This window comes from Methanomassiliicoccales archaeon (assembly GCA_036504055.1).
Lineage (GTDB): Archaea > Thermoplasmatota > Thermoplasmata > Methanomassiliicoccales > UBA472 > DASXVU01.
This window is the reverse complement of the sequence record DASXVU010000048.1, coordinates 149277-175926: the sequence shown is the minus strand read 5'-3', so window position 1 is coordinate 175926 and position 26650 is coordinate 149277. Positions and strand designations below refer to the sequence as shown.

At 54.9% G+C, this 26650-nt stretch carries 22 protein-coding genes; 12 read left to right on the top strand and 10 right to left on the bottom strand.

Translation table 11 applies throughout. From position 1 onward, the window contains the following. Positions 1–123: 123 nt before the first annotated feature. Positions 124–1458, bottom strand: coding sequence for a hemolysin family protein (locus VGK23_13040; GenBank protein HEY3421470.1), 1335 nt, complete (start codon positions 1456–1458; stop codon positions 124–126). Between the two features lie 311 nt (positions 1459–1769). Between VGK23_13040 and VGK23_13035 the strand changes: the two genes are divergently transcribed. The 6 genes from VGK23_13035 (at position 1770) to VGK23_13010 (ending at position 9645) form a co-directional block, all read left to right on the top strand. After that, entirely contained in the window at positions 1770–2258 is a 489-nt protein-coding gene (locus VGK23_13035) for a flavodoxin family protein (protein HEY3421469.1), read from the top strand. Positions 2259–2526: 268 nt separating this feature from the next. After that, positions 2527–3753: a polysaccharide pyruvyl transferase family protein gene (locus VGK23_13030; protein ID HEY3421468.1), complete on the top strand. Its 1227-nt coding sequence runs from the start codon at positions 2527–2529 to the stop codon at positions 3751–3753. After that, on the top strand, positions 3750–6479 hold the full coding sequence (locus tag VGK23_13025; GenBank protein HEY3421467.1) for an AMP-binding protein: 2730 nt from the start codon (positions 3750–3752) through the stop codon (positions 6477–6479). The genes VGK23_13030 and VGK23_13025 overlap by 4 nt, the downstream gene beginning before the upstream one ends. Further along, a complete protein-coding gene (locus VGK23_13020; GenBank protein HEY3421466.1) occupies positions 6476–7075 on the top strand; it encodes a hypothetical protein in 600 nt (199 codons plus the stop codon). Before VGK23_13025 ends, VGK23_13020 begins: the two co-directional genes overlap by 4 nt. Continuing rightward, positions 7072–8355, top strand: coding sequence for an FAD-dependent oxidoreductase (locus tag VGK23_13015; GenBank protein ID HEY3421465.1), 1284 nt, complete (start codon positions 7072–7074; stop codon positions 8353–8355). Before VGK23_13020 ends, VGK23_13015 begins: the two co-directional genes overlap by 4 nt. A gap of 147 nt (positions 8356–8502) precedes the next feature. Next, positions 8503–9645 (top strand): fibronectin type III domain-containing protein, encoded by a 1143-nt coding sequence (locus tag VGK23_13010; protein HEY3421464.1) that lies wholly within the window; start codon positions 8503–8505, stop codon positions 9643–9645. A 106-nt stretch (positions 9646–9751) separates the two neighbouring features. Here the strand turns inward: VGK23_13010 and VGK23_13005 are convergent, their stop codons facing one another. Both VGK23_13005 and VGK23_13000 read right to left on the bottom strand, forming a co-directional pair. After that, complete coding sequence (locus VGK23_13005; GenBank protein HEY3421463.1) at positions 9752–10534, bottom strand: response regulator; 783 nt, start codon at positions 10532–10534, stop codon at positions 9752–9754. A gap of 274 nt (positions 10535–10808) precedes the next feature. Then, the gene (locus tag VGK23_13000; protein HEY3421462.1) at positions 10809–10937 is read right to left on the bottom strand and encodes a hypothetical protein; all 129 of its coding nucleotides are present in this window, start codon (positions 10935–10937) and stop codon (positions 10809–10811) included. 282 nt (positions 10938–11219) lie between these two features. Here VGK23_13000 and VGK23_12995 point away from each other — a divergent pair, with 282 nt between their 5' ends. Continuing rightward, positions 11220–11789 (top strand): hypothetical protein, encoded by a 570-nt coding sequence (locus VGK23_12995; GenBank protein ID HEY3421461.1) that lies wholly within the window; start codon positions 11220–11222, stop codon positions 11787–11789. A gap of 129 nt (positions 11790–11918) precedes the next feature. Here the strand turns inward: VGK23_12995 and VGK23_12990 are convergent, their stop codons facing one another. From VGK23_12990 to VGK23_12970, 5 genes are all read right to left on the bottom strand, one after another. After that, positions 11919–13064 carry a right-handed parallel beta-helix repeat-containing protein gene (locus VGK23_12990; GenBank protein ID HEY3421460.1) on the bottom strand — a complete coding sequence of 382 codons (1146 nt, stop codon included), beginning with the start codon at positions 13062–13064 and terminating at the stop codon, positions 11919–11921. Next, the gene (locus VGK23_12985; GenBank protein ID HEY3421459.1) at positions 13064–13273 is read right to left on the bottom strand and encodes a hypothetical protein; all 210 of its coding nucleotides are present in this window, start codon (positions 13271–13273) and stop codon (positions 13064–13066) included. Before VGK23_12985 ends, VGK23_12990 begins: the two co-directional genes overlap by 1 nt. 617 nt (positions 13274–13890) lie before the next feature. After that, the gene (locus VGK23_12980; GenBank protein HEY3421458.1) at positions 13891–15048 is read right to left on the bottom strand and encodes a right-handed parallel beta-helix repeat-containing protein; all 1158 of its coding nucleotides are present in this window, start codon (positions 15046–15048) and stop codon (positions 13891–13893) included. Next, positions 15041–15253 (bottom strand): hypothetical protein, encoded by a 213-nt coding sequence (locus VGK23_12975; GenBank protein ID HEY3421457.1) that lies wholly within the window; start codon positions 15251–15253, stop codon positions 15041–15043. Before VGK23_12975 ends, VGK23_12980 begins: the two co-directional genes overlap by 8 nt. Positions 15254–15809: 556 nt before the next feature. Beyond that, on the bottom strand, positions 15810–17477 hold the full coding sequence (locus VGK23_12970; protein ID HEY3421456.1) for a leucine-rich repeat protein: 1668 nt from the start codon (positions 17475–17477) through the stop codon (positions 15810–15812). 1155 nt (positions 17478–18632) lie between these two features. Between VGK23_12970 and VGK23_12965 the strand changes: the two genes are divergently transcribed. Beyond that, positions 18633–21560: a NosD domain-containing protein gene (locus tag VGK23_12965; GenBank protein HEY3421455.1), complete on the top strand. Its 2928-nt coding sequence runs from the start codon at positions 18633–18635 to the stop codon at positions 21558–21560. Positions 21561–21684: 124 nt separating this feature from the next. Here VGK23_12965 and VGK23_12960 read toward each other — a convergent pair whose 3' ends face one another. Next, positions 21685–22242 carry a hypothetical protein gene (locus VGK23_12960; protein ID HEY3421454.1) on the bottom strand — a complete coding sequence of 186 codons (558 nt, stop codon included), beginning with the start codon at positions 22240–22242 and terminating at the stop codon, positions 21685–21687. Between the two features lie 444 nt (positions 22243–22686). Here VGK23_12960 and VGK23_12955 point away from each other — a divergent pair, with 444 nt between their 5' ends. Further along, positions 22687–23085, top strand: coding sequence for a hypothetical protein (locus VGK23_12955; protein HEY3421453.1), 399 nt, complete (start codon positions 22687–22689; stop codon positions 23083–23085). A 125-nt stretch (positions 23086–23210) separates the two neighbouring features. Here VGK23_12955 and VGK23_12950 read toward each other — a convergent pair whose 3' ends face one another. Continuing rightward, positions 23211–23495 carry a hypothetical protein gene (locus tag VGK23_12950; protein ID HEY3421452.1) on the bottom strand — a complete coding sequence of 95 codons (285 nt, stop codon included), beginning with the start codon at positions 23493–23495 and terminating at the stop codon, positions 23211–23213. A gap of 401 nt (positions 23496–23896) precedes the next feature. Between VGK23_12950 and VGK23_12945 the strand changes: the two genes are divergently transcribed. The 3 genes from VGK23_12945 to VGK23_12935 all read left to right on the top strand — a co-directional run bounded on the left by VGK23_12945 (position 23897) and on the right by VGK23_12935 (position 26612). Next, positions 23897–24829 (top strand): trypsin-like peptidase domain-containing protein, encoded by a 933-nt coding sequence (locus VGK23_12945; protein HEY3421451.1) that lies wholly within the window; start codon positions 23897–23899, stop codon positions 24827–24829. A 110-nt stretch (positions 24830–24939) separates the two neighbouring features. Beyond that, entirely contained in the window at positions 24940–25569 is a 630-nt protein-coding gene (locus tag VGK23_12940) for a hypothetical protein (GenBank protein ID HEY3421450.1), read from the top strand. Between the two features lie 203 nt (positions 25570–25772). Beyond that, positions 25773–26612, top strand: a complete 840-nt coding sequence (locus VGK23_12935; protein ID HEY3421449.1) for a hypothetical protein — start codon at positions 25773–25775, stop codon at positions 26610–26612. Positions 26613–26650 lie beyond the last annotated feature (38 nt).

Below are 26650 nucleotides of genomic sequence, written 5' to 3'. Positions count from 1 at the left end.
GGCGTCGACGTAAAGGGCATGGGAACGCCCCGTGACGCCCAATATCGATCTGAATGTGATAGTCATCTCTTGATGGCAATTGTAGATAGAATCGATTCCCGATACTTGACCTCAAGAACTCAATCAGGTCGTTTTCCCTTCATGGCCAACGTCCTCTGGTTCCTGTTTCTTGACACCGGTTATCCTCACCTGAACGATCCGCTTGCCGGCCACTTTCTCCACGTGGAACTCGAGCCCTTCGTAGTTCACAGTGGGCTTCTCCTTGACCGCGGGTATCCTTCCCAGCTGTCCAGTGAGGAAGCCGTTCAGGGTATCATACTCATCCTCGGGAAGGTGAACGCCCGTGAGATCGCTGATCTTGTCCAGACCGACGACTCCCTTCACCAGGTAGGTGTTCTCATCGGTCTGTTCGATCTCCTTCTCTTCTTCATCGAACTCGTCGCTCAGGTTCCCGACGATCTCCTCGAGGATGTCCTCGACGGTCACGATGCCTGCGGTTCCACCGTACTCATCAACGACGATGGAAATGTTCTGTTTCTCCTTCTGGAATTTCTTCAGCATATCGTTGATCGGCATCCCTTCGGGAACGGAGATGATGTTGCGGATCATGCCGTCGAAACCGTTCAGGTCGCCGCGGATCCTGTGCTCGTAGATATCCTTGATATTGATGAAGCCGACCACGTTGTCGGTGTTGTCCACGCATACTGGATATCTGGTGTATTTCTCCCGCATGGCGGTTTCCAATACGCTTTCGATGGAGTCGCCTTTGAAAACGCACACGATGTCCATGCGGGGCACCATCACGTCCTTAACGATCTTGTCGGAACAGTCAAAGATGTTGTCCACATAGGTCAGTTCGGTCTTGTCGATGAGGCCATGCTTGTAGCTCTCCTCGGCCAGTATCTTGATCTCCTCATCCGAATGGACCGATCCGCGGTCCTCGGCCATCGAACGTCCCATGAGCCTGAGCAATCCGTTCGTGGCATGGTTGAACAGCCACATGATCGGATAGGTGATCTTGTAGAAAAAGACCAGGGGCATCGCTGTGGCGGTGGAATACTTGACCGCATCCAGTATCGCCAGGGACTTGGGGACGAGCTCACCCAGCACGATATGCAGGATGGTTATCATGAGGAAGCCCACCACGATCGAGATCGTATGGATCATCCCCGCGTCCAACCCTGCGTACTCGAGTATCGGACCTATCATCGCCGAGACCGCAGGTTCCCCTATCCAACCGAGAGCCAGGGAGGCGACCGTTATTCCCAATTGACAGGCGGAAAGATAGGAATTCAGATCATTGACCACTGTTTGGGCATACTTCGCCCCGATGCCGCCGCCCGCCGCCAGGACATCTATCTGTGATTTCCTGACCTTGACCAATGCGAATTCCGCAATGACGAAAAACGCGTTCATGGCTATGAAGAAGACAACTAAAAGAATATCCAGAATAATCATTTATTAATTCATTCCTTCCCTAATTTATGTAGTGATATTGATTTTAATAGAATATGGCACATCGCCATTATCCATGATCTCACAACATTTCATATCCAATTCCATAGATAAAGTTATCTTCATTGCTAGCAGGGTAGACCATTTCGAATCATGGTCGGTCTGCCAGATGCGATGAAAGCTTACCGGGCAATCCTGAAATTCTGGTCATTATTGTCAATACGAATACGGACCATACTGAGATCGATACGAATGTCATCTGAGCATTCGCCATCCTTAATTAGTGGAAAGGTCGTATTTTATTTGGTGTCATCATGAAGGTTGAAGTATATCACGCATCAAGATTCGGGAACGGTGAAAGGGTGGCGGATGAGATCAAACGGCTCCTGCAGGCCAGAGGCAACGAGGTCGATGTCCATCACATCAAAGAGGTGAGCCCAAAGGATGTGCCTCCTGCAGACCTGTATGTCTTCGGATCTCCAACCCGTTTCGGGAAAGCCCCAGGAGGGGTGGTCCGCTTCATGAAGAAGATCGAGCCCCAACCTGGAGCGAGGTATGCGGTATTCGGCACCTTTGGGGCCACCATCCCCGATAAGAAGACGGGAAGGATGCCTTCGGAAGAAGAGATGGAGAAATTGCGCCGGACGATCCCGATGCTCGACGAGCAGCTCAGTGGGAAAGGCATGGTCAAAGTGGCGGAGATGAAGGCTTTTGTCAATCCGGAAACGCTGAAAGGACCGCTGGAGGAAGGCTGGCAGAAAAGAGTGGAGGCATTCGTGGCCCAGATACTGGCAGCACCCTAGGCATCTCGTTATCCTTGAAGTGTTGGGATCCATTGATGCGACCGACGTTTCCTGGCGAGCTTATACGCTTTCGGCTTCTGGCTGCATGCTCGTGAGCACAACGCCGATGGAGATGTTCTTTGTTACACGTCCCTAACCTTTCTGGCAGCGGTTTGAACGATCATTCATCATGACTGATTTATCGGAATCCGACTTGTTTCTTCTAGGTTAGATTTAAGTGCGGAATTCGCTTCATATGTTCAATAGGAAGGGAGAAAGGGCGAGCATCATGAGCGTACTCAAGGTCCTATTGTTCGGGTACAACGGAGCGAACAACACCGGAGCGGAGGCAAAGCTCCTGGCAACGATAGAGGACATGAGATCGCTATTGGGGCCAAAGGCAATTCTCACTGTTCCCAGCCTCGACGTGAAGAAGCTCCGCCGCTACCTCAAGGAAGAGGAGAACCTCAGGATAGTCAGGGTACCGACCACCTACAAACGGACCGTCCGCCGGTTGGTGCGTGAGCACGATCTGGTCATTCTGGTGGAAGGCAGCTGCTACATCGAGACCTTCACCAAGGCCCTGCTGGACGCCTACCTTTGGGCCACCCATTGCGCGGCCGAGTTTGGCAAACCGTGCATCTCGTATGCCGTCGACTCGGGACAGGTCTCGCCGGCCAGCCAGGAAAAGATCAGGGTTGAGGCGAGCAAGACCGATCTGATCATCACCCGCACATATGCCAGTGCCGAGCGGCTGAGGAATTGGGAGGTGACCGCGCCCATTGAGGTGGCCGCCGACACGGCCTTCCTGTTCAAGCCCGATCCTTCCGACAGGGACGTCCTAGTTCAGGAGTTCCCCTCATCAGGGGTGGTGGGCATTGCCGCCGTGGATTTCAACCTCTTTCCGGTCGTTCCCCGCCTGTGGGGTCGCCGGGCACGATGCTACAAATGGCCGTTCTATTTCTCCTGGACGAAGGAAAGGAGGGCGGCAGCGGCCCGGCTGGCCCAGGACTTTGCGGAACTGGCGGACTGGATGGTCGAAGAACATGGCAGGAGCGTCGCACTCCTATGCATGGAATCTTTGGACGATGCCATCGCCGCAGACATCCGCAGCCGGATGAGGCACAAGGACCGCGCTCGCATCTTCTCGTCCAGTCGATACAACGCCTCCCAGATGACCACGGTGCTGAGGGGATTGGACCTGCTCATAACCTCCCGATATCATGCGGGAGCGTTGTCCCTGGAAGGCCACATTCCGCAGGTGGCGATCGCCCACGATGTACGACTGGAAGACCTCTACGACGAGATCGGGATGAAACAGGATTACTTCTTCCCACGAGACGCGCCGAACCTTTTCCCATCGGTAAGGGATCGTGCCGGAAGGCTCCTCGACGATCCGGTTGAGGTCAGGGAAAAGCTGGCGGCAGCTCATCGCGAGCAGAAGGACCGGGCCTTGCGCGCACGCCTGCTGGTGGGCGGGTTCCTAAGAGCCCGAGGATGGGATGTGCGGACATGAACGCCGTCCTGCTCACCGGAGGGACCGGGTTCATCGGCACCTATGTGGCGCGCTGGCTGATCATGAACACCGAACGTCCCATCATCGTCCTGGTGAGGGCGGAGAACGATGAGGAGGCAAAGAACCGTCTGTCGAGGGCGTGGTGGGACCGCCAGGAACTGATCCAGGCATTGGACGACAGGGTCCGGGTCATTGCCGGTGACGTGACCGTCGAAGGCCTGGGCCTGGCCGCTGACAGTTATGAGCGTGTGATCGCCGAGGTCGGCACGATCATCCATGCCGCAGCCGACATCAGGCTCAATGCACCCTTGGAGGATCTGAGAAGGACCAATGTGGAAGGGGTGAGGAACGTCCTCAGGCTAGCGGACGATGTTCAGGGACACCACGGGCTGGAGCGTTTCTCACACATCTCCACAGCATACGTGGCCGGAGCGCGTAAAGGTGTCATCCCGGAGGAGGACCTGACCGACCGCTACGGCTTCCTCAGCAACTATGAGATCAGCAAGTTCGAAGGCGAGAGGCTGGTGAGAGCGGCCAAGCATCTGCCGGTCTCGATCTTCCGTCCTGGCATGGTGGTCGGCAGCTCCGAGGATGGTCATGTCCGCACCTTCAACACCTTGTACTATCCTCTCCGCCTGTACCTCACCGGCAAACTGAAGGTCGTTCCCCTCTCCGCATCGCAGAAGGTCAACCTGGTTCCGGTCGACTATATAGCAGAGGCGATCGGACGCCTTACCCTGGACCGTCGGGCGGAAGGCCGAACGTTCCATCTGGTGGGTGTTTTGGATGCGCTACCGACGGTGAAGGAGGCGATCATTTTCACAAGGACCTGGGCCAAGGAGAGATTGGGCGTCGAGCTTCCCAGGCCGGTGTTCGTTCCCATGGCTGGCCTGATGGGCCGTGCGTCGGAAGACCTCAAGGTCATCGCTCCCTACCTGCAGGAGCGCCGGGCGTTCCGGCGGGACAACGTCGACGAACTGATGGGTGTCTACAGTATAGACTGGCACCATCTCCTTCCCCGGCTGCTGGAGTTCGGGACCTACAACGGTTTCCTGCACAGGTCGGAACGAACAGTGCATGAACAGGTCCTGTTCCGTCTCAAGAGCAAGAGGAGGCCGGTCCGGCTGTTCGATATCGTGGACGGTTCGGTTGTGTCCAGACCGGCCGAGGAAGTAAGGGGGGAGATGCTCATGGCGAGCGCAGCGCTCCGGTCATTGGGGATCGTCCCGGGAGACCGAGTGGCGATCGTCGGCTCGAACAGCATCCGGTACCTGGTCCTGGACGTGGCCATCGGTCTGGTCGGAGGAGTGAGCGTGCCGCTGTACTATACCAGCCCGCCCAAGGAGCTGAGCGAGCTCGTCGGGTCCAGCCGGGCGAAGATCGTGCTGATCGGCTCGGAGGCGGTCCTGAAGAGGTTCGGAGAGATGAGCGTCGCCGTGCCAGCGGTCTCGTTCTGCGGCTCCGTGCCCGAGGAACTGGCGGACAGGGTGATGAAATGGGAGGACTTCCTGGAACTGGGCGGAGAGGCGGCCGATCGGTCGCCAGCGGGGTTCGGTGACCTGGCCACGTTACGGTACACGTCCAGCACCACCGGGAAGGCCAAAGGGGTTCTGTTCAAGCACGAGCACCTGCGATATATGGCCGAGTCCACCGCGTCGCTGCCTCCCTGGGAGGCCCGCAACTCAGAGGTGTTCTACCTTTCCTTCCTGCCCATGAACCACGTGGTCGAAGGGATATTGGCCACCTATTCCCCCTTCTACGCGCCCGCCCCTATCAACCTCTATTTCCTGAAGGACTTCGGCGGACTTAAGGCGGCATTGCTGAAGGTGAGGCCCACCGTGTTCTTCTCGGTCCCCCGTTTCTATGAGAAGATGTGGGACACCCTGCTCGCCAACCCCCGGGCCAAGAGGTACCTGGAGGGTGCGGGCGGAATCAGCGGGCTGATAATGGCACCCATAATCAGGCGCAGGGCGTTGCGCTCCGCGGGTCTGGACCGGTGCGCCTACCTCATCTCCGGTTCCGGCCGCATGAGCACGGACATCCTGACCGGCCTTCACAAGCTGGACATCGAGGTGCACAACGCCTACGGGCTGACCGAAGCGCCCCTGGTCACCATCAACTACCCGGGCCGCAACCGGTTCGGCACGGTGGGCGAGCCGCTTCCGTCGACCGAAGTGAAAATAGCCGCCGACGGCGAGGTCCTGGTCAAGGGACCGCAGGTGACCTGCGGCTATCTGGGAGATGTCGAACAACCGTTCCGGGACGGTCACCTGCTGACCGGGGATATCGGCCACCTTACACCCGAAGGCGGCCTGGTCCTCGAAGGCCGCAAGAAGGAGCTCATCAAGACCTCGTACGGCAAGTTCGTGAACCCGCTGAACGCGGAGACAAGGTTGCGAGACCTTCCCGGGGTGTTCGAGGCCATGATAGTGGGGGAAGGACGGCCGTACTGTTCCGCACTGGTCTGGCCTGAGAAAGGTGTGACCCTTGAAATAGACGCCCTGGTCGGGGGCATGAACACGGACCTGTCACATCCGGAGCAGGTGAAGGCCTGGGCGGTGCTCTCGAACGACCTTTCCGTCGAAGGGGGCGAGCTGACGGCCAACATGAAACTCAGAAGGTCACGGGTCATGGAGCGCTTTGCCCCGGTCATCGAGGCCATTTACTCTGGATCAACGGTCCCCGGTGAGGCGATCCACATCGGCAGGGCGGAGAGGGGACCATGAGCGCCCGGCTGCGGGTGGCCTCCCTGTGGATGCCCGGGTTCATGATGGCCAAGGAGATCGAGAGGATCCGGTCGGTCACGGACGACGCGCTCGATTCGCTTATATCCGAGCATGCCCCGACGTTCCGCAAGGAAGAGAAGGTCCGACCGAGTGGTCGGCTGGAGGAGCAGAGGGAGGCCATGGCCCTGGGCCATAACAGAAGGGTCAGGGCGCTGATCGAGGCCGTGGGCCGGGACGAGGCGGTCAGATCGGGGAGGGAGACGCTGTTCCGGACCGGCCTGGACCTGGGTAGGGATGCCAAGCGGCGGCTGGGGGTCAATGACTCCAGGGAGGACCTGTACCGGGCGGCAGGGGTCCTGTACCGGATACTGGGCATCGAGTTCACGGTGATGGGAGGACCTGCCGGGGAAATGATGGAAGTGACCCGATGCGTTCTGTCCCGGCACTATTCACCGGAGGCGTGTATCATACTGAGCGCCGTCGACGAAGGGGCGGTCAGCGGCCTCAACCCGGGCGTACGCATGCGATTCCGTGAACGTATCACTGATGGGTCACCGAGGTGCTTGGCAATGATCGAGATCGGTGAGGGGCTATGAGAGCGATAGTGGTGGGGTCGGGAGCGGGCGGAGCGACCGCCGCCCGGGAGCTGGTCAAGAGGGGGATGGAGGTCGTTGTCCTGGAGGCGGGAACCAGGTTCAAACCGTTCACCCGTAGGGTGGGATGGACGGAACCGATCCGCCGGGCCGGGTTGCTCGGAAGCGAACGGAACGTTTCCCGATTCATCAAGGCCTATCGCACCACCCGCTCCGGCGAAGAGCTTGCTCTGGTCCGTTCCGTGGCCGCGGGAGGCTGCACCGTGGTCTCCTGCGGGAACCTGGTAAGGGCAGGCGCCGGTCTCCGTGAGATCGGGCTCGACCTGACCGCCGAGTACGAGGAGCTCGAGGGGCAGATAAGGGTGAGCACGGTCCCGAGGGAGAGATGGCGTCCGATCACCGCAGGGATGTTCGAATCGGCCAAGGAAATGGGGCTTGACCCCCGGCCCACGCCGAAGGCGGTGAACATGGAACGGTGCATCTCCTGCGGGTTGTGCGAGGTCGGATGCTCCACCGGTGCCAGATGGGACTCGCGGCTGTTCCTGGCAGAGGCGGTGAAGATGGGCTGCACGACGAGCCAAGGGACGGCCGTGAAAAGGGTCGTCCTCGAAGCGGGCAAGGCCGTCGGAGTGCTGGCGGAGAGGGAAGGACGTTCGGAGGCTATCAAAGCGGACGTGGTCGTGCTGGCCGCTGGCGGCATCGGCACAGCCCAGATACTAAGGGCATCGGGCATCGACCCCAGTGATACGCTCTGGGCCGATCTGGTCCTCACGGTCGGCGGCAAATTCAAGGGCGCCCGGCAGCTGGAGGAACCGCCCATGGCCTGGTATTGCCAAAGGGACGGATACATCATCTCGCCCTATTTCGATGTGCTCTCCCATTGGTTCCATCGCCCCTGGAGAAAGGTGGGGCTCAAGGACCGGGTAGGGGTCATGGTGAAGATGGCCGAGTCGGCCAACGGAAAGGTCCTGGCCGACGGAACGGTGGAAAAGCCCTTGACAGAGTGGGATAGTGTGAGGCTGGAGAAGGCCTGCCAGGAGGTCCGGGAGATGATGGAGATGGCAGATGTCCAGGCTCCCTATGTGAATGGTTTACTGCACGGAGGACACCTTGGTGGCACCGTGCCGCTGCATAGGGGAGATGTCGACAGCATGCACCCCTCCATCCTGCCGGAGGGGCTTTGGGTGGCTGACCTCTCCCTGCTTCCCCGATCCCAAGGTCTGCCCACCATGCTGACCACGGCGGCGTTGGCCATGAGGGTATCCCATCGGATACCGATGTGATCGGGGGGCAAAGGAAGTGAGAAATCCTTAGGGACGCCTCTGGACCAGATCACCCTGGAATTCGCCATCTGGATCGATTATCATCGTTGAGAATATCGACATAACATATAGGTCCGGACCTATCGATACGAGCACGTTGGGACGATCGTGCACAAGTCAACTTCCATACTATTGGCCGTTTTGATGCTGTTTTCATTCTCTTCCACCGTCTTGATCATCTCCTCCAGCACAGCGTCCGCCCAGACCAGCGGCGATTTCAGCTATGAGACGAGATCCGAGATAATCGGATACCTGGATTGGGAGCCTGTCGAAGCGGAGACAGGGGTAGAGATAACCGAATACCATGGACCGGGCGGCGATGTCGTCATTCCAGACTCAATCGACGGCGTTCCCGTTACCAGCATTGGTCAGGACGCGTTCTATTTCTGCGGCACTCTGACCTCGGTCACCATTCCAGATAGCGTGACCGCCATTGGCATCAGGGCGTTCGGGTTCTGCGGCTCTCTAACATCCGTCACGATCGGCAACGGTGTCGCCGCCATTCAGGATGAGGCCTTCGAAGGTTGCTTCTCCCTTTCCACCGTCAGGTTGGGAGATGCGACGGACACCATCGGAATGAGGGCATTCGGGTATTGCTACGTTCTGTCATCGTTGACCGTACCGCAGAACGTCACCAGCATCGGAGAGATGGCGTTCGCCTACTGTTTCGGCCTGAACACGGTAACGTTCAATGGCAACGCGCCGTCGGTCGGCGCCGATTGGACCTATCAACGCAACGTGATCCCGGGAACACCTGGGCTCATCGTCAACTACTATCACGGAGCGACCGGGTTCGCTCCCAGCTGGAACGGCGCGGCCACCGTTTGTCTGTTGAGAGCGCCGGCCGCCCCCGACCTGATGATATCAAGCCACAGGGACCAGTATGCGGTGCTCACATGGAACGTGCCCGACGATGGCGGTTCTCCGATCGACCGATACACAGCATACCAGAACGGAATCGCTGTCGCCACGACGATCGCCAATGCAGCCAATATCACCGGCCTGGGGAACAACCAGACCTACATGTTCACGGTATCGGCGCACAATTCGCTTGGTGATGGACCCAATTCCACAGAAGTTTTTGTCACTCCTGGAAAACAGTTGATGGTGGAGAAGACCTCACCGATCAATGAAACGCCTGGCGCCGTCGGCAGTTCGGAGAGCATCATTGTGGCGACCTCCCTTGTGGCTGCCTTGACGGCCATGGGCGCGGTAATGTGCTTCGTGGGAAGGAGGAAGGAAAGCGCCTGAGACATTCGTGACTATTTTCCGGCCGACCTCGGTGATCGCATTGCCGGAAAGAGAAGGGCAGACCAACTGGCAAATGAGGAGACCAGCCAACTCGCCCTATCGTTGCTTAACTCATCACAACTGGTCCTGTGGACCGGATCGCGTTGACGACCCCTCTCAGACCGACCGGGTGTCCATGATGGAGAATGATCGAGGAGGTCATAGATATGGGTAACTTCGTTCCGTCCTTCTTTAGCGCAGTGTATTCCTCAGAGCTTGTCCCGTTCTTCTGGAGGATCCTCTGCAGGTTCTCAAAGACCCGGGTACTATCCTCTGGCACCAGGACGTCCATGGCCTCGATACCTTCACCGAATTCTTTGCTGGTGTAGCCGAACAGCTCGAGGGCGAAATGGTTCAGGAAAGTGAAATTGCCGCTCAGGTCCATCTCGAAGATGGCCGCCGGTATCAGCTCCACCATGTCCCGATAGCGTGCCTCGCTATCTTTCAAGGCCTCCTCGGTCCGGTTTTGCTGGACCAGCGTGCGGATCAGGTTCTCAAGTTCCTTGTACTGAGTTACCGCGCTGCCGCCCTTCTGCATGTAGCCGTTCGCACCGCTGTTCAGGGCATCGATGATGATCTCTTCCCGTTCCTTGCAGGTGAATAGGATGAACGGGATCCTGTTGCCTGCCGTTCTCAGGGAGGTCAGGAATTGGATGCCGTTCTCCCCCGGCAACATGTAGTCGGATAGAACGATGTCATAGCGTTTGTATGTAAGGATATCTCTGGCTCCCTGCGCTGAGAAGGCGGTGTCCACCACCATTTCCCCTTGAAGATCCAGATATGCCTTTGTCAGTTCGCATAATTCCTGTTCATCATCGACGACAAGGACATGTATCTCTTTGGAGGTCATTTCAGAACGGTTCTGAGACGAACGTTTCGATATTTATGGACAGGTCCACGGTTATCAATTACTACAATGAGGCGATCAATTATCGAGCCTGTGAGGGCTAGATTTTCTAGCGACCTAGCGACAATTCCCAGGCATCTGGTTCCCTTTAGGATCTGATCGAAGAAAGGGTCGGGCGCTCAGATCGCCGGCCAAGAATCCTTCTGGAGGATTTGAAAAATGATGGTCCAGTGTAAGATCCGATGTTAGATAAAGTCACTGGATTCCCGCGTTCCGGTTACTTCTTTTTCTTGGTTGCCTTTTCCGGGGGGGTGACAATGGACGAGGTCTTTGTGTTCTTGGAATCCGACCTGTTCTTGTTCACTGGCGGTACATCTGCATCCTTTTTCTTTTTGAGTTTTGCCATATTAATCATCGATACATGCGGATACAAGGATGAATAGTTATGTGGCAAATTCTAGGATCATCATGGCCATCAGTAGAACTGCGACGTTGAAAACGCCTGAACCTGAATTCCCCCGACACAATGGGTCGGATATCATAGATGTGAAAGTCCACCCCCAAAATCTTCTCTAATTGCGACCTATTGAACGAATTGACAAAATCAGTGAAATATTATATTTTTAGCCAACCAATAAATCCAACCGAATATTATAGCAGAAATGGTCAAATCCGTAGGAGGAAATTAATGTTTGAGACTAGGTCGGGAAAGGGTTCTGAGGATTGGAGAAGATTCATCAAGGATCACTGGAGGCTGTTCATGCTATTCGTGGTCGGAGTCGTTCTGGCGTTTGTGGGGGCAGTCCTTGTCTTCCTGTGGTTCATCGGAAACGCTCAGTCGACCGGGATGATACCATTGACCCTTGGTCTCTGGACCATGGGGAACATCGTGAACTTCTTGATAAATCTGGCCTTCTGGGAGATCCTTCTGATCGGGATCCCGATCATCGTGGCAGTAATTGCGGTATGGCAATGGTGGAAGAGACTGCTGGACGAGCGGAAGCAGGAGTATCACATGTTCGGCCCCCGCTCCAAGTCATCCAGCGGGGGAAACGCGTTCTCATTCCTGGTCTTCATAGCCTTCTGCATCAAGATATACGTCGATGGCAACTGGAACGCCGCGATCTCTACCTGGTCGTTTGACTATTTCGCCTACTCGATGATCTCGGCGCTGATATGGGTATTGATCATCTTCGGGATCCCTGCGGCCATCGCCTTGGTCCTATGGATGCGTTACGGGATGAAGACAAAATCATGAAGGGTCATGAATAGAAAAAAATGAAACGGTTTGGATGGGCCGTTCCGTAACTTCCGGAAGTCCGGCCCATCTTGATATCGTCCGACCGTTATCCACGCGGTCAGCGGTCTTCTGAACCGCTCGACCCGATCACCGCTTGATGATCGTGTTGCCCGAGACAGTGCATGAACTGCAACCCACAAGGTGGATCGGCTGGCTCGAAGCGGTCGTGATCTTGTTTCCGGTGATCGTGTCGTATTGCGAGTAGGTCACGTAGATAGGGGTGCACGAACCGCGGGTTTGCGTAATGACGTTGTTCTTGACCACGGAATGGCTGCTTGGCGTCAGAACGATGAATTCATTGAATCCGCCGTTGGCGTTGCATCCGCTCACTGTGATGTAGTCATTTGCTGCATACCCTGACACCCGATACTCCGTTATCACCGGGTTGTAGTAGTTCTTCCACATGGCGGCCTCGCGGAACACGCAGTTGGTGATGGTCACGTGGTTGGCCGGCTCCAGGTCTATCGAGGACATCGATGTCTTGCTTATCAGGCAGTTATCGATGGTGATATAGGAGGAAGCGACCTTCGTCGATGACGCCTCACCGAAAGCTATTCCCGATCCGTAATGGGCTGCTGTGTTGTCCCCGACGTTGTAGATCTGGCAACGGGAGATGCTACAATATTGCGAGTTGGACATGTAGAGCCCCTGACAGGCCAATATGTCATGGACATAGATGCGGACCATCTTGCTGTTGAGGCAATCAATGAAGGCGACCCCTTTCATCGATCCACCGCCCAGGCCATTGATCTGCAGATTGCCGATGGTTATTCCATTCGGGCGACTCGACATCAACCTGTAGTCCAGTGTCCAGTAGCCATCGGTCACCTTGATCATACCGCCTCCCACATTGCCGCTGGCCTTCAGGATGGTTGCGTTACCCTCACCGATGATCGACACCTTGTTGGTGTAGATCGTCTGGGTAATCGCATAGGTTCCGGCCTTGATCAATATGTAACCGCCCGACAGCTTGTCGATGGTCTTTTGAATTACCCATCTCGAGTTCGTGTTACGGAAATCGATGGCACCGTTGGCGCAGTTCTTCGCACAGGTGTAACCGCTGCTGTCCTTGTAGATAGTGTACGCCACTGAGACCGATGTTCCATTCCCCACCGGGGCGATCGTCGCCGCTTGGGCCGGCATCGCACCCAAGACCGATGTTCCGATCAAAACTCCCACGAACATGATGGTCAGGAACGTCAGGGACCTGCCCTTGAACCTGAAAAATGTCATTAGATACAGCCTCTGTTGATGGCGGAGGCATCTCCGCCGATGCACTTTCTCATCGCCTGATCGCCGAGCTTCCAGGCGCGGTCCTTTGCTTTGTTCGCAACACTGTTCAAAACGGACAGGTCGACCGTCGCAGCACGTCCTGCCGCGACCAGGATGGCCGTCGTGACGCCCATCCCGCGCATGTCCTTCGATGAAGATACCATTCTCATGCTTATCAGCTCCTTTCATTACGTTGCACTGGACAGACTGAACGGAGGCAGGTACCCGGACGATTCAGTGATCGTCCCGGGGCCTGCCTCGTATTTACACGCGATCGGAAGAAATCGCTCAATGGGGCATACAGCCTGAACATCTGGATCAAAAATGGATCCCGAGATGTTGATTGCAATTGATCCGTGAGAGTTCTGCTCTAACGGCCGAGAGTCCGTTGCCCTCGATGAGGGCTCTTCCGTTTTGAACTCTCGTGAATAAGGGAATTGGAGTTATGCGATATAAACAAAATTATATAGAAAAATATCATCATAATAATCACTGAGTGGCGTTTTGTTCCTGAAAATATCCATAATATTGATAATAATTTAACATATGAAATCGCCAATTTCTTATAGTATGCTCCGACTATTTCGCCTACTCGATGGTCTCGGCACTGATCCGGGTTTTGACCTTCTTCGTGATCCCGGCGGCCGTTGCCTTGATCCGATGAATGAGCTATGGAATGAGGACGAGGTCTTGAAAAAAGAGCTGGATCAAGAGAGAGGGAAAAATGGTTTTAGGACGGGCGGACCTCCTGCGACCCGCGAGGTCCTGTCCAACGGCACAACGACGCTCATCTGGCCAGGATCGTGTTGCCCGAGACCGTGCACGAAGTGCAGCCCACGAGTTGGATCGGCCTGGGCGAGGCGGTCTTGATCACGTTACCGGTGATCGTGTTCGAGTGCGAGTTGGTCGAGTATATCGCCGTGGTCGTGCCCGCGGTCTGAGTGACGACGTTGTTCTTGATCACCGAGTGGCTGCTCGGGGTCAGAACGACGAACTCACTGAACGCACCGTTGACGTTGCATCCGGTCACGGTGATGTAGTCGTTCGCTGGAGCGTATCCATATACCGCGTATTCCGTGATCACCGGGGTGGGATATCCCTTCCAGGTGGTAGCCTCACGGAAAACGCAGTTCTTTATGACCACGTTGTTGGCCGGCTCCAGGTCGATCGATGACATCGAGGCCCTGGATATCAGACAGTTGTCGATCGTGATGTACGAGCACGGGACCTTGATCTCAGATGCCTCGCCGAACGCTATGCCCGATCCGTAATGGGCCGCGGTGTTGTCTCCGACGTTGTAGATCTGACAATCGACGATGGTACAGTACTGAGAGTTGGACATGTACAGTCCCTGCCCGCCGATGATGTCATGCGCATAGATCCTGACCATGTGGCTATTGAGGCAGTTTATGAAGCCGACCCCTTCCAGCAATCCATTGGTCCGGACCGCACGGTTGCCGTCGATCTGCATGTTGCCGATGGTTATCCCGTTGGGGCGTGCGGACATGTATCTGTAATCTAGTGTCCAGTAGTTATTGCACACCCTAATGACCGCACCAGTGCAGGCGGTGGTGGCGTCCAACACCGTCGCGTTCCCCTCGCCGATGATCGACACCTTGTTGGTGTAGATGGTCTGGGTTATGTCATATTTTCCGGCTTTGATCAGGATATAACCGCCCGAAAGCTTGTCGATGGCCTTCTGGATCACCCATTTCGAGTTGGTGTTCCTATAATCGATGGCCCCGGTCGCGCTGTTCTTTGCGCAGGTGTAACCGCTGCCATCCTTGTAGATGGTGTAGGCCACGGAGACCGACGTTCCATCGCCCACCGGAGCCGAAAGCGCTTGGACGGGCACAGCACCCATGAAAGACATACCGATCAACGCTCCCACAAACAAGAAGGATAGGAACGTCAAGGACCTACTTTTGAACTGGAATTTACTCATGCAAACAGCCTCTGGTCATGGCAGGGGTATTTCCGGTCTTTTTCATCGCCTGATCGCCGATCTTCCAGGACCGGTCCTTCGATTTGTTCGATACGCTGTTCAAAACGGACAGATCGACGGTCGCAGCACGTCCAGCCGCAACAAGGACGGCCATCATGATGCCCGTCCCGCGAATGTCCTTCTTCGATGAAGATCCCATTCTCATGCTTATCAGCTCCTTGTTAGGTTTCACTGGGCAGACTGAACGGAGCCAGTTACCCGGACGATACGTTTATCCGCATCGGGGCTGGCTCGTGTTTAAACGCGATCGGAAGGAATCGCTCAATGGGCATGCAGCCTGAACATCTGGATCAAAAAAATCGATCCCGAGATGTTGATTGCAACTGATCCGTCAGAGTCACTTTTCTGGCAGCAGAGAGTTCATTCCCTCGGTGAGGGCTCTTCCGTTTTGAACTACTCTTAAGGAAGGGAATTGGGTAATACGATATAAACAAAATTATATACAAAATAATCATGATAATAATCGCTGAATAGCGTTTTGTTCCTGAAAATATGCATAATATTGATAATAATTTAACATATGAAATCGCCATTTTCTTATAATATGCCTCCCGCTCGAACGATCGACGACTTTAGAGAAGGGAAACTGCTGTTCCAGATCGTTGAACGTCGAAATGACATTGGCCGGGGCATGATCTGGATCGAGAGACAATAGCGTCAAGATAATTTGACATATCTATCCAACATGAAAGACTGCAGACCTACTTCTTGCGCCGGCCGCTAGCCTTTGGCTTACGGAAGAAAAGGAAGTATACGGCGATGACGGCCGCTATGGCCACGGCGGCGATGATCAGGGTCAGGTCACCTGAACCCGACCCATTGCTGGCGGGAGGATCGATAGCCTGAAGGACGACGGAATCGAGATCGGCATTCTTTTCGGATGTGACCGTCACGTTCTGCGTGATGGTCGAGTAACCGTCCTTGGCAATGGTGAGACTATAATTGCCTGCCTTGACCCCAAGGATCATGAATTGCCCGTATTCGTTCGTCATCACGACCGTGCCGTTGCTTAGAGTAACGGTGGCGTTCGCAATCGGGTTTCCGTCGATATCGTTGGCCGTCCCATCGACCGCGACCCCTATGATGGGCACCCTGACCACGATGGAGGTGGAATTAAGCAGATTTCCCTTTGTGTTGGTGAGGACGACGGTGAAGTTGTAGGACAATCCATTCGTCAGGCCGCTGATCTTCTCCGAGGTACCGACCACCCGCTCGACACAGATATCGTTCTGATAGACAAGATAGCTCGCGGTGGAAATGCCAAGGGGGCCGCTCGGGACCTTCCATGATAAGGTCACTCTGCTGTCTCCAGTCACTGCGGTAAGGTTCCGGGGGGCGTTGGGCGACGTCATTTGATGGAGTATCACTCCGCTCCATGACAGGTCGGTGAATCCGGTCGCTCCTTGGTAGTAAGAGACCGTCAAATTTCCCCCGCATCCGGTCTTCCAGCCAACCCCCATGGAGGGTGCGTTGTCATAGAAGGTGATCGCGGCCAGCTCGTAACAGTTTGAGAAAGCGCCAGCCCCTATGTTCGAGACACTTCCCATAATGGCCGCCGATTTCAGTTTGTAACAGTTACTGAAAAGGTAATCCCCCAGGCTCGTTACGTTGCTGGGGATCGTGATGGAAGACAGTGCATAGCAATTGTTGAAAGAATAATTGCCAAGGCTTGTGACGCTGACGGGTATGGTCACCGAGGTCAGGGCATAACAGCCCTGAAAGCAGCGATCCTTGATCGCGCTGACGCTCTCCGGTATGACCGCCGTCTTCAGGCCGCAGTTAGAGAATGCACCGGCGCCTATGTTGGTGACGCTCTTGGGAATAATGATGCTGCTCAGCTGGTAGCAGTTGCCGAACGAATAGTCCCCGATGCTGGTTATGCTGACTGGAATCGTCACCGAGGTCAGGGAATAGCAGTCGAAGAACAGGTTGTCCTCGATGACCTTCATGCTGTTCGGGATGACGACCGAACGAAGGCCGACATCGTAGAACGCCCCCTCCCCGATGCTTGAGACGCTGTTCGGTATTGTCAGGGCTGTCAAGGAATAGCAGTTCTGGAAAGCGCCCGCTCCGATGGTCAGGACGCTGTTGGGGATGGTCACGGCCGTCAAGGCAGTACAATTGCTAAAAGCCCGCTCCCCGATGGAGGTGACTGGCTTGCCGGCGATCACGCTGGGAATGACCGCGCTTGTACCTGTGCCGTTATATCTAGTGATCTCAACCGCCGTTCCATCGCTGTTGAGTGAATATTCGAAACTGCCGCTTACCTCAGCGGACACCGTGCCGACCATCGATCCAACTGTCAACGTGACAATCGGTGATAAGAGCATGAGCGTTGCCAGCAAGGCGGTGAGCTTCTTATGATTCATGATATCCCAATCTTCCCTAGAGGATGCCCCAGGTAAGCTCACACGTGATTCCTAATAAAGAAAATTAGCATCAGAATGTGATATTTGATAATGAACTTGGGAAGCCGATCGTGAATGTCCAGGATCAGGAAAACCGGGAGATTGCCAAGCCGAGATCGACATGTTCCAGGACATTTTTCACGAGTAAGCAATAGATAGCAAAGGAAGATGGATCGTTCGAATAACTTATTGGGTCTTTCATGAAGGTCCTGAAAAGGGACAGTTACTGAAGTGAATGAACCCAAGTTAGCCAGATCGATTAAATGGCTTCTGGAATTAGGAAGCGGATACATTGATGATCAATGGTCCGGAATAGGCAGATGACGGTGCCTGTATCTTCAATGTTATTGTTAGACTTGATCCAGGAGCTATTTTCGTTGACGGCAATTCTAGCGAAACAGAAAGAAGAGAAAACTCTAATGGACTGATTGATACTGAATCTACTGTGTGATTCAGCGTAGAGGCATGACTGGTAAACACGATAGGGATGGAAAAATTGCCTCCGGGTGCGGTGGTTATATTCCCTGTCGTTCTGGTGTCAAAGTAACTATCTGAGGTAGGAAGATACCATGGCTTCGTATACGTTATTTGACAATTCACGCTGGTGATCGAGACCACGGGGGTTGTTGAATTGAGCGTTGAGGGAGTGGACAGGGGAGGCTCATTTTGGGCTGGCGTCTGCGCTTGTGTCAGCAAAGGATAGATCATGATCGACATGAATGCCAGGAGGACGATGATGATGATGCCCGATATCCATTTATTCAATCGTCCGCGTTCCAGCCACTTGGTATAATAAGTGCCGTAAAGAGTTGCCAGGACCGATATCATGGACACCACGACCCCAAGAAGTCCAATTACGTCTGACACACTCGACCCCCATTAGCGTCAATGAGGATATTCTATAGTTATAGATTACCACATATCGGAGGATCAGCTAAGATATGATATTCTATATTCGATCTTGGCGGTCAGCAGCAATAAGAAGGAGATTCGCTGGGATGCGAAGCCGATTTACTGATTCTTCGCTTCTACCGGATTTTAATAGCTATGCGTTACCATTAAGTATTGAAATTCCCACAAAGACCCGATCCTCATTGAGGTAAGGGGGCGGGGGACATGAAGATAGCAGGCAGCAAGGGACTTCTGATTCTAGTAACATTCTCGTTGGTCGTGTCGATCTTCTCTTCGGTGGGAACGATCGGTGTCGTACAGGCGAGCGGGCCGACTTATATTCCACATTCGACCATCCACATTGACAATAACAATGATCTGCTGAGCCTGAGAGCAGCAGGCGGTTGCACCGGATCGGGGACCGCGAACGACCCTTATGTCATCAACGGGTACGATATATCTGGCACGGGCGGCGCATGCATTTATGTTGCGAATATAACTGTCCGGCTGGTCATCAGCAACAGCTACCTGCATGGTAACAATTATGGCATCGAAGTGATAAGATCCAACTATGTCACCGTGACCAACAACAACTGCAGCGGAAATGATCCATATGGCATCTGGCTGCGCAGCACGGGAAACGACACCGTAACAAACAATGTCTGCATAGACGCCGCTCACGGCATCTACACGTCTGCCGCGTATGACAACATCATAAACAATAACACCTGCCGGGCGACCAGGGCATGCGCAGTAATGCTGGACAAAGACTCCAACAGGAACGTTATTTCCAACAACACCTGCTACTCAAGCGGTGACAATGGCATCTATGTGCTGCATTCTGACCGCAATACCATATCGAACAACACCTTGAAGAACAACAAGGGGCACGGCATCCATCTTGCAGACTCCGACTTCAACAACCTATACGGCAACGTATTGATCGTGAACAACAAGTCGACGTCCGTCTATAATGCGTTGCACCAGCAATGCGCCGATACCGGAGTGGGTAACCATTGGAACACCGGTTCATACGGCAATTACTGGAGCGACTGGACGACGCCGGATGCCAACGCAGATGGGATAATCGATAGACCCTATCCGATCGGAGAGGGCAGCAGCAAGGACTACTACCCCCTGGCAAGCATAAATGTCCCCGGTCCGACCATTCCAGGCGTCCCGACCGGTCTGATCGCCACCGCCGGCAATGGACAGGTAGGTCTTGTATGGAGCGCGCCGAGCAGCAACGGTGGGGCGGCGATCGACTACTACATCGTCTACCAGGGAGGCGCTGATGTAAAGCACATCTCGGGTACGACCTACACTGTGGCCGGTCTTGCGAACGGCCATAGCTATTCGTTCACGGTCGCGGCCCACAACCCCGCTGGGACCGGGGCCCAGACATCGTCTGTCAGTTCAACACCGATAAGCGTGCCCAATGTTCCCACCGGTCTGACCGCCATCGCAGGAAACGGGCAGGTGGCATTGAACTGGACGGCTCCTTCCTTCAATGGTGGAACAGCGATCGACCATTACATCGTGTACCAGGGCGGGATCGATGTCGCCCATGTCGCTTCCACATCGACCACGATCACCGGTCTTGTGAACGGTCAGAGCTACTCGTTCGCCGTCTCTGCACATGGTTCCGCAGGTATCGGTACTCAGTCATCACCGGTCGTTTCAATACCGTTTACGGTGCCTGGTGTCCCGACCGGTCTCAAGGCCATTGCGGGAACTGGTCGGGTGTCATTGAACTGGACCGCCCCCTCCTCCAACGGCGGGACAGCGATCGACTATTACGTGATCTATCAGGACGGCGCCGATGTTAAGCATGCCTCGAGTACGTCATACACGGTGGCTGGCCTCACAGGCGGGCAGTCCTATTCATTCAAGGTCACGGCGCACAACGCTGCCGGGACCGGAGCTCAGACATCGACCGTAAGTTCGACGCCGGTGAACGTCCCGAGCATCACATTGGGTTGGGGGACCGCCAAGCTACTGGAGACAGGTTCTGGAGATGCCTCGACCCCCCAGGTGGCTGTGGGCACCGACGGCAATGCCATGGTCGTCTGGCAGCAGTATGACGGCACCTATTACAACATCTACGCCAGTAGCTATTCGTCTGGAGCCTGGGGAACGGTCACCCTGATCGAAACCATTAGCGGTTCAGCTGACTCACCGCAGATCGCCATGGATAACAACGGCAATGCGGTGGCGGTATGGCGGCAGTATGACGGTGCCTATTACAGCATATACGCCAACACGTATGCCGCGGGGGCCTGGGGAACCGCCCAGCTACTGGAGACAGCCACGGGAGACGCTAAGACACCGCAGGTCGCCATGGACAACAATGGCAACGCCGTGGCGGTATGGGGGCAGTATGACGGTGCCTATTACAGCACGTATGCCAACAGATACACTGCTGGTGCCTGGGGAGCCGCCAAGCTGATAGAGACGGCCAAGGGCGATGCCCAGATACCGCAGGTAGCCATGGACAACAATGGCAACGCGATCGTGGTATGGGTACAGCTGGACAACGTCTGGCGCCTTAGCATCTATGCCTCCAAGTATACCAATGCCATCGGCTGGGGAACGACGCAACTGCTGGAGACCTCCAATGTGGATGCTGGCAGCCCCCAGGTGGCCATGGACAACAATGGCAACGCGATCGTGGTATGGGTACAGGCCGGTATGATCTATGCCGACCGGTATTCGGCGGGAGCGTGGGGAACGGCACAGCCAATCAAGACCTCCACTGTCTGGGGATCGAGCCCCCAGGTGGCCATGGACAACAATGGCAACGCGGTGGCCATATGGGCACAGGGCGGCAGCATCTATGCCAACCGGTATTCGGCGGGAGCGTGGGGAACGGCAAAGCTACTGAACACGTCCGCAGGCTGGGCCATGACCCCCCAGGTGGCCATGGACAACAATGGCAACGCGGTGGCCATATGGGCACAGGGCGGCAGCATCTATGCCAACCGGTATTCGGCGGGAGCATGGGGAACGGCAAAGCTAATCGAGACCGGCGCCAAGGATGCATTCGTCCCCCAGGTCGCCATGGATGGTTCGGGCAATGCCTTGGCCGTATGGCAGCAGAACGATGGGTCGCATCTGAGCATCTATGGGAACACCTATGGCGCCAATGCGTGAGTGAACCGGCGTCATCCCCAATTTGGGGCAGCACGGTGTGGCCTCATCGTGCTGAAAACCACCCACTTCACTTCTCGGTCGTGATGAAGGCCCGATCTTCTATTCATCAGTCTAGAAATGAAGACTATTTATGTTGTTGAGAGACCCTGTAGTGCAATACCATCATTGAGAAGAAACTGATCACGAACATGGTTATTGCAGTAGGCCAGCGCAGGGCGGTCAGAGCGTGAGGCATGGTGAAGTAACCGATGGGATTGGACACCACCAAGTAACAATTATAGGCCCATACTGACGTGCTGATCAACCAGATGATCAGAGCCAACAGCCCGATGATGCCGAGCCGTTCTGACACCAGTTGACCGATCAGAACACTTCTGCTTTTTGTCCCATCCGGCCTCTTGGATATCCACTTCCAGAACCCTTGGAACCTGACAATTCCTTTCGGTCCTTGCTTGGACCTCGAGAAATGCCCGATCACTGCGTATAAGCAGATGGAGACGAGAAACACCGCAAACATCAATAATCCGGTTATATAGAACGTAAAATATGGAATGTAGTCGATGAAAAGATCGTCCAGATGCACAATATCTGGATTGAATGTCAGCCTGAATACTACATAGATGGTGAACAGCAGGCCATACATCCCGGTGGCGAATACGAAAGCCTTCGCGATCCCGAGCAATTTCGACCCCTGGCGATCAACGGGATCATTTTGATGTGCGTTATCCAACTACCTTCTCCTCGGCCTCTCAACCGCATTTCAATTATTCAAGTTATCATTTCGAAACGACGGACGACCGACTTCGAAAGCTGGGCCACGGATTTCCAGAGTTTTATGATTTGAAAGGAGGCCCTTGCGACATTGGTTTGATTTGCTAGCGCTCGACATGACATACCAGTGAATGAGCTTCCGGTCATTCTGATGCTAGTTCGTTCTTAATTTAAAAACGGCTGTTAAGGGATATCAAAGAGCTTCGCCTCCTGGCTTTGGAGGCGAAGGCAGGTCGGAGCCGACAAGCATTTATGCTATCGGATGTGTGAATTGGTTCGCTCTAGTGGATAGCGGTTAATGACTTCGATGATGGTGTTCCAATGACGTTGAATTTCAATATGAGGAGATAAACGTATGACAGTTACATCGACATCAAAGATGTCTCTCGGAAAGGCAGAGCGGATATTGGCAGCCCTGTTAGTGTTTGGGATCGTCCTGGGCTTCCTGTTGACCCCGTTGGGATTCGAGACCCGGATGAATGAGCTGCGGACAGTGGCGTTCGCAGGGTTCTTCATAGTCGTGGGATTGCTGCTCCCGATAGCCGGGCTGATCCTTCTGTTCCGAAAGCCAAAGATCGCGGCTGTTCTGGTGATGGTCGATGCTGCATTCATGTTCCTCACCGCTCCTGCTGACCAGGCGATGTTCTTCTTCACCGTCGCTCCCCCGCCGGCCGTCACCGCCGGTGAGCTCATCCTCGTCCTGGTGGGGATCGGTTATATGCTGTACGGGACCAGGATCTACGACAAAAATTGACCAAACTGAGATAGATCGCCGCGTATAGAAAAGCAGACGCCAGTTGGCCGAAGAGTATGGATGGATAACCGTGACGATCCTTCAATGACGTTTCCTGGCAAAAAGAATCGCCACCGGAACGGTGGCTACACTTTGATCCTGATGCCTTCGTCCAACAGATATATGTCTGGTTTTCCAACCACTCCGGCCTTCTTCATTGCCTCTTTCAGCTCATCTGAATTCATGAACTTCTTCGCTTTATCCAGATCTTCATATTCCAGAAGCAGGAAAACATTGTTGGGATCGTCCAGAGCGCGAAAGAGATGCCCGCCCTTTGAACTTCCCGTCTTCCTGTTGCCCGCATCCTCATCGAATACCTTCTTCCACGCATCGAAATCCTTCACATTCTGCCTTACTATTGCATGTATCATCGAACCACTCCTTTCTAGCGCTTAATGACCGTTCACTGGATCGATGACCCGATGATCGGTCCAAAACGCAAGTGAATTCAGGTTGACAACAAGCAATATTTCAAGCGCACACCATGGAAGGTCGAGATTTCATCGATAATTGCGACCAAGGAACAATATGACTTGGTTTCCATGATGGTTAGGATGTCCACATTACCGCTCTGATGTTGGACCGCCATACCCGGCTCACGAGAATCCTGCTCCTCGCTCTCTTCTCGTGCCGATCCATCGCGACCGCATCCTAGGAACATAGGTGCCGTCGGATCCTAGTGAGGATATTTCGGGAAGAAGGGAAATGTTGTGACCGGGGGTGTGCCGACCTGGTCAACAAATCCGCCCGAGGTCATGCACTCCTGAGAGTAATGACCGCAGAATTCGAAGAAAGACATGTCCAAGCCGTTGAGAAGGCCGGTGCAAGTATCGTGAACGTTCGTTCCGGGACATCCCATGGAGGTGCATGCTGCGGACCGTTCCATAGGATGGGTTCAGGGTCGGGGCTGGTCCTGGATGACAAGGGCCACATCCTCACGAACCATCATGTGGTATGCGATATGGACTCGGTCACCGTGATCATGGGCAACGGCCACGTGTTCACCGGGAAGGTCGTAGGCGGAGACCAGCGCACGGACATCGCGGTTGTCAAGATCGAATCGGATGAGCTCGTTCCCGCCGTTCTGGCAGATTCCGACGATCTGAAACTCGGGCAGCCGATATTGGCCATGGGCAATTCCTTTGGTCTTCCACATGGACCTGTGGTCACATCTGGCGTTGTAAGCTACCTGCCTCGCGGACTGAGCGGCCATGAGGGCATGATAGCCCTATGGACCGATGCCACGATCAACCCGGGGAACAGAGGCGGCGCACTGGTCGATTTGGATGGCAATGTAATTGCCGTCAACGCGGTTCGAGCCCCCTACGCAGAAGGGATGGGCCAGGCGATTCCGGTCAATATGGCCAAGAGCATCGCGGCGCAGATCATCGAGCACGGCAAGGTTCAGAGGGCATGGCTCGGAGTGACCGCCTATGACGTCACAACCGCCCTTGCCTATCAGTTCCAGCTTCCCGACACGGACGGAGCGTTCGTGGCCGAGACGGCACCGGAAGGGCCGGCGGAGACCGCGGGCCTGCACATGGGCGATGTCGTTCTAAGCCTAGACGACAAGCACGTGGGAAACGTATCGGACCTGTTGACGGCCCTTACTGGCATGAAATCCGGCCAGGAGATCGACGTGAAAGTAAGACGAAACGGAAGGACGGAGGCCGTCCGTGTCACCCTCGGGACCCGCCCCTATTAGACCGAGGGACCCCTGGGCCCCTTCCCCGCTCCCGCCCCCTCGGCGGAGCCCGGGCCTCCCTGGAATGCCTCGATAGGGGGCATCAAAAAGGCAAACCTTTTTCACACGGGATGGAATTGATGATGACCACACAGATGACGACGGAATGTAAGACGCAGGCGATACAGGAGCCCGATCAGGGCATCATCAGAGCGCTGGAGGCCGACGGGGGGACCATGGCGTTCCAGGGGATCCGCCGAAGGATGAACATACACCAGGAAACACTGTCCCGTGCGCTCCAGAGGCTGAAAGAGGATGGTTACGTCCAGCATACGCAGAAGGGGTATGTACTGACCCAGAAAGGGTCCTGCCTGGCACAGCAATGGCTGATCGAACCGCCCAAGGCCTACAACACCATCCTGCAATCCTTTCTCCCCGGTGATATGAGCCCAGCCACCATGGCCCGACATCTCGAGGGACGATGGTTCCATAACCTGAGGTGGCAGGGGATCAAGGATGACGGTGATCGGATCGCCCTGCGATGGGTGACCGAGAGCACGGGAGTGGAGGTCGTGCTCCATCTTACCTGGGGACAGGTGAGAGTGGAGACGGACGCGGTCGACCGGGACCGCCAGATCGAAGCGCTCATAGGGGCTCAGAAGGTCTTCGGCTACCTGACCGAACCCTGGCAGGACAGTCGGGAACACATGCAAGGCACGAACTTGCTGGCATGGTCAAGTTATCATCGCGCCGCCGGATAACGCCACGGCTCGTTCCTGACGGCAGGGATGTTCTTTTACATCCCTTCGTATGACCCCCGCTTATACGAAGGACATGCCCCCTATGATTTGATGTGCACCAATTTTATAATATATTTATTATTTATTTTATTTGATATTTAATGGATAAATATCCAGAGTAGCATTTTATAATTACAGCCAGGTTTTCAAGCGGAGACATTCCTATGGCTGACTTAGGTGCTTTGCTGAACAACATGTGGAATAACATCATCGCCGCAATTCCCTCGATCCTTGCCGCGATCATCGTGATCGTATTGGGCATAATCGTAGGAACGCTGATCGGTAAACTGGTCAACATGATCGTCAAGAAAATGGGATTTGAGAAAGTAGCTGACCAGACCAGTGTCGGAAGATCGCTGAGATCCGCCGGTATGGATCCGACGAACCTGATGGGTTCGATCGCCAAGGTCCTCATCATAGTCCTGTCCATAGTATACGCCATAGACCTACTGAACATTGGAGGGGCATTCGGCTCCAGCCTGAGCGGGATAGCGAGCTATCTGCCCAGATTGCTCGCAGGGATCTTGATCATCATCCTAGGCGTGATATTTGCGGATTTCCTGGCATCGTTCATCGGGAAAATAGTAAGGCCATCATTCTCGCCGGAGAAGGGTGAGGTGGCGGACGCGCTCAGGAACATGCTGTTCATAGGCTTCATCGCGCTCGTGCTCTTGATGGCCCTCGATACGATGAGCCTATCCAGCGGCTTGATCTACCCCCTAATACTCGGCTTCGTGGTCATCGGCATGGGAATATCCCTGACCGACATCCTGATGAAGTCGATCATAGCGGATCATGCTGAGTTCAAGGACGTGGCAGGCTATGCGAAGTTCGTGCTCTACTCCATCTTCCTGATAATCGGTACGGGGGCGGTATTTGCCACCTTCCCCGGGGTCACGACCATCATCGCCAACATCTCCTGGGCTTTCGCCATCGCTCTGGCAATCATGTTATTGCCGATAGCATATGCCCTGACCAAGAAGATGTACAAACAGATGGAGTGAACTCTACTCCTTTCCTTTTTCCTTCCATGTTGAAAGGA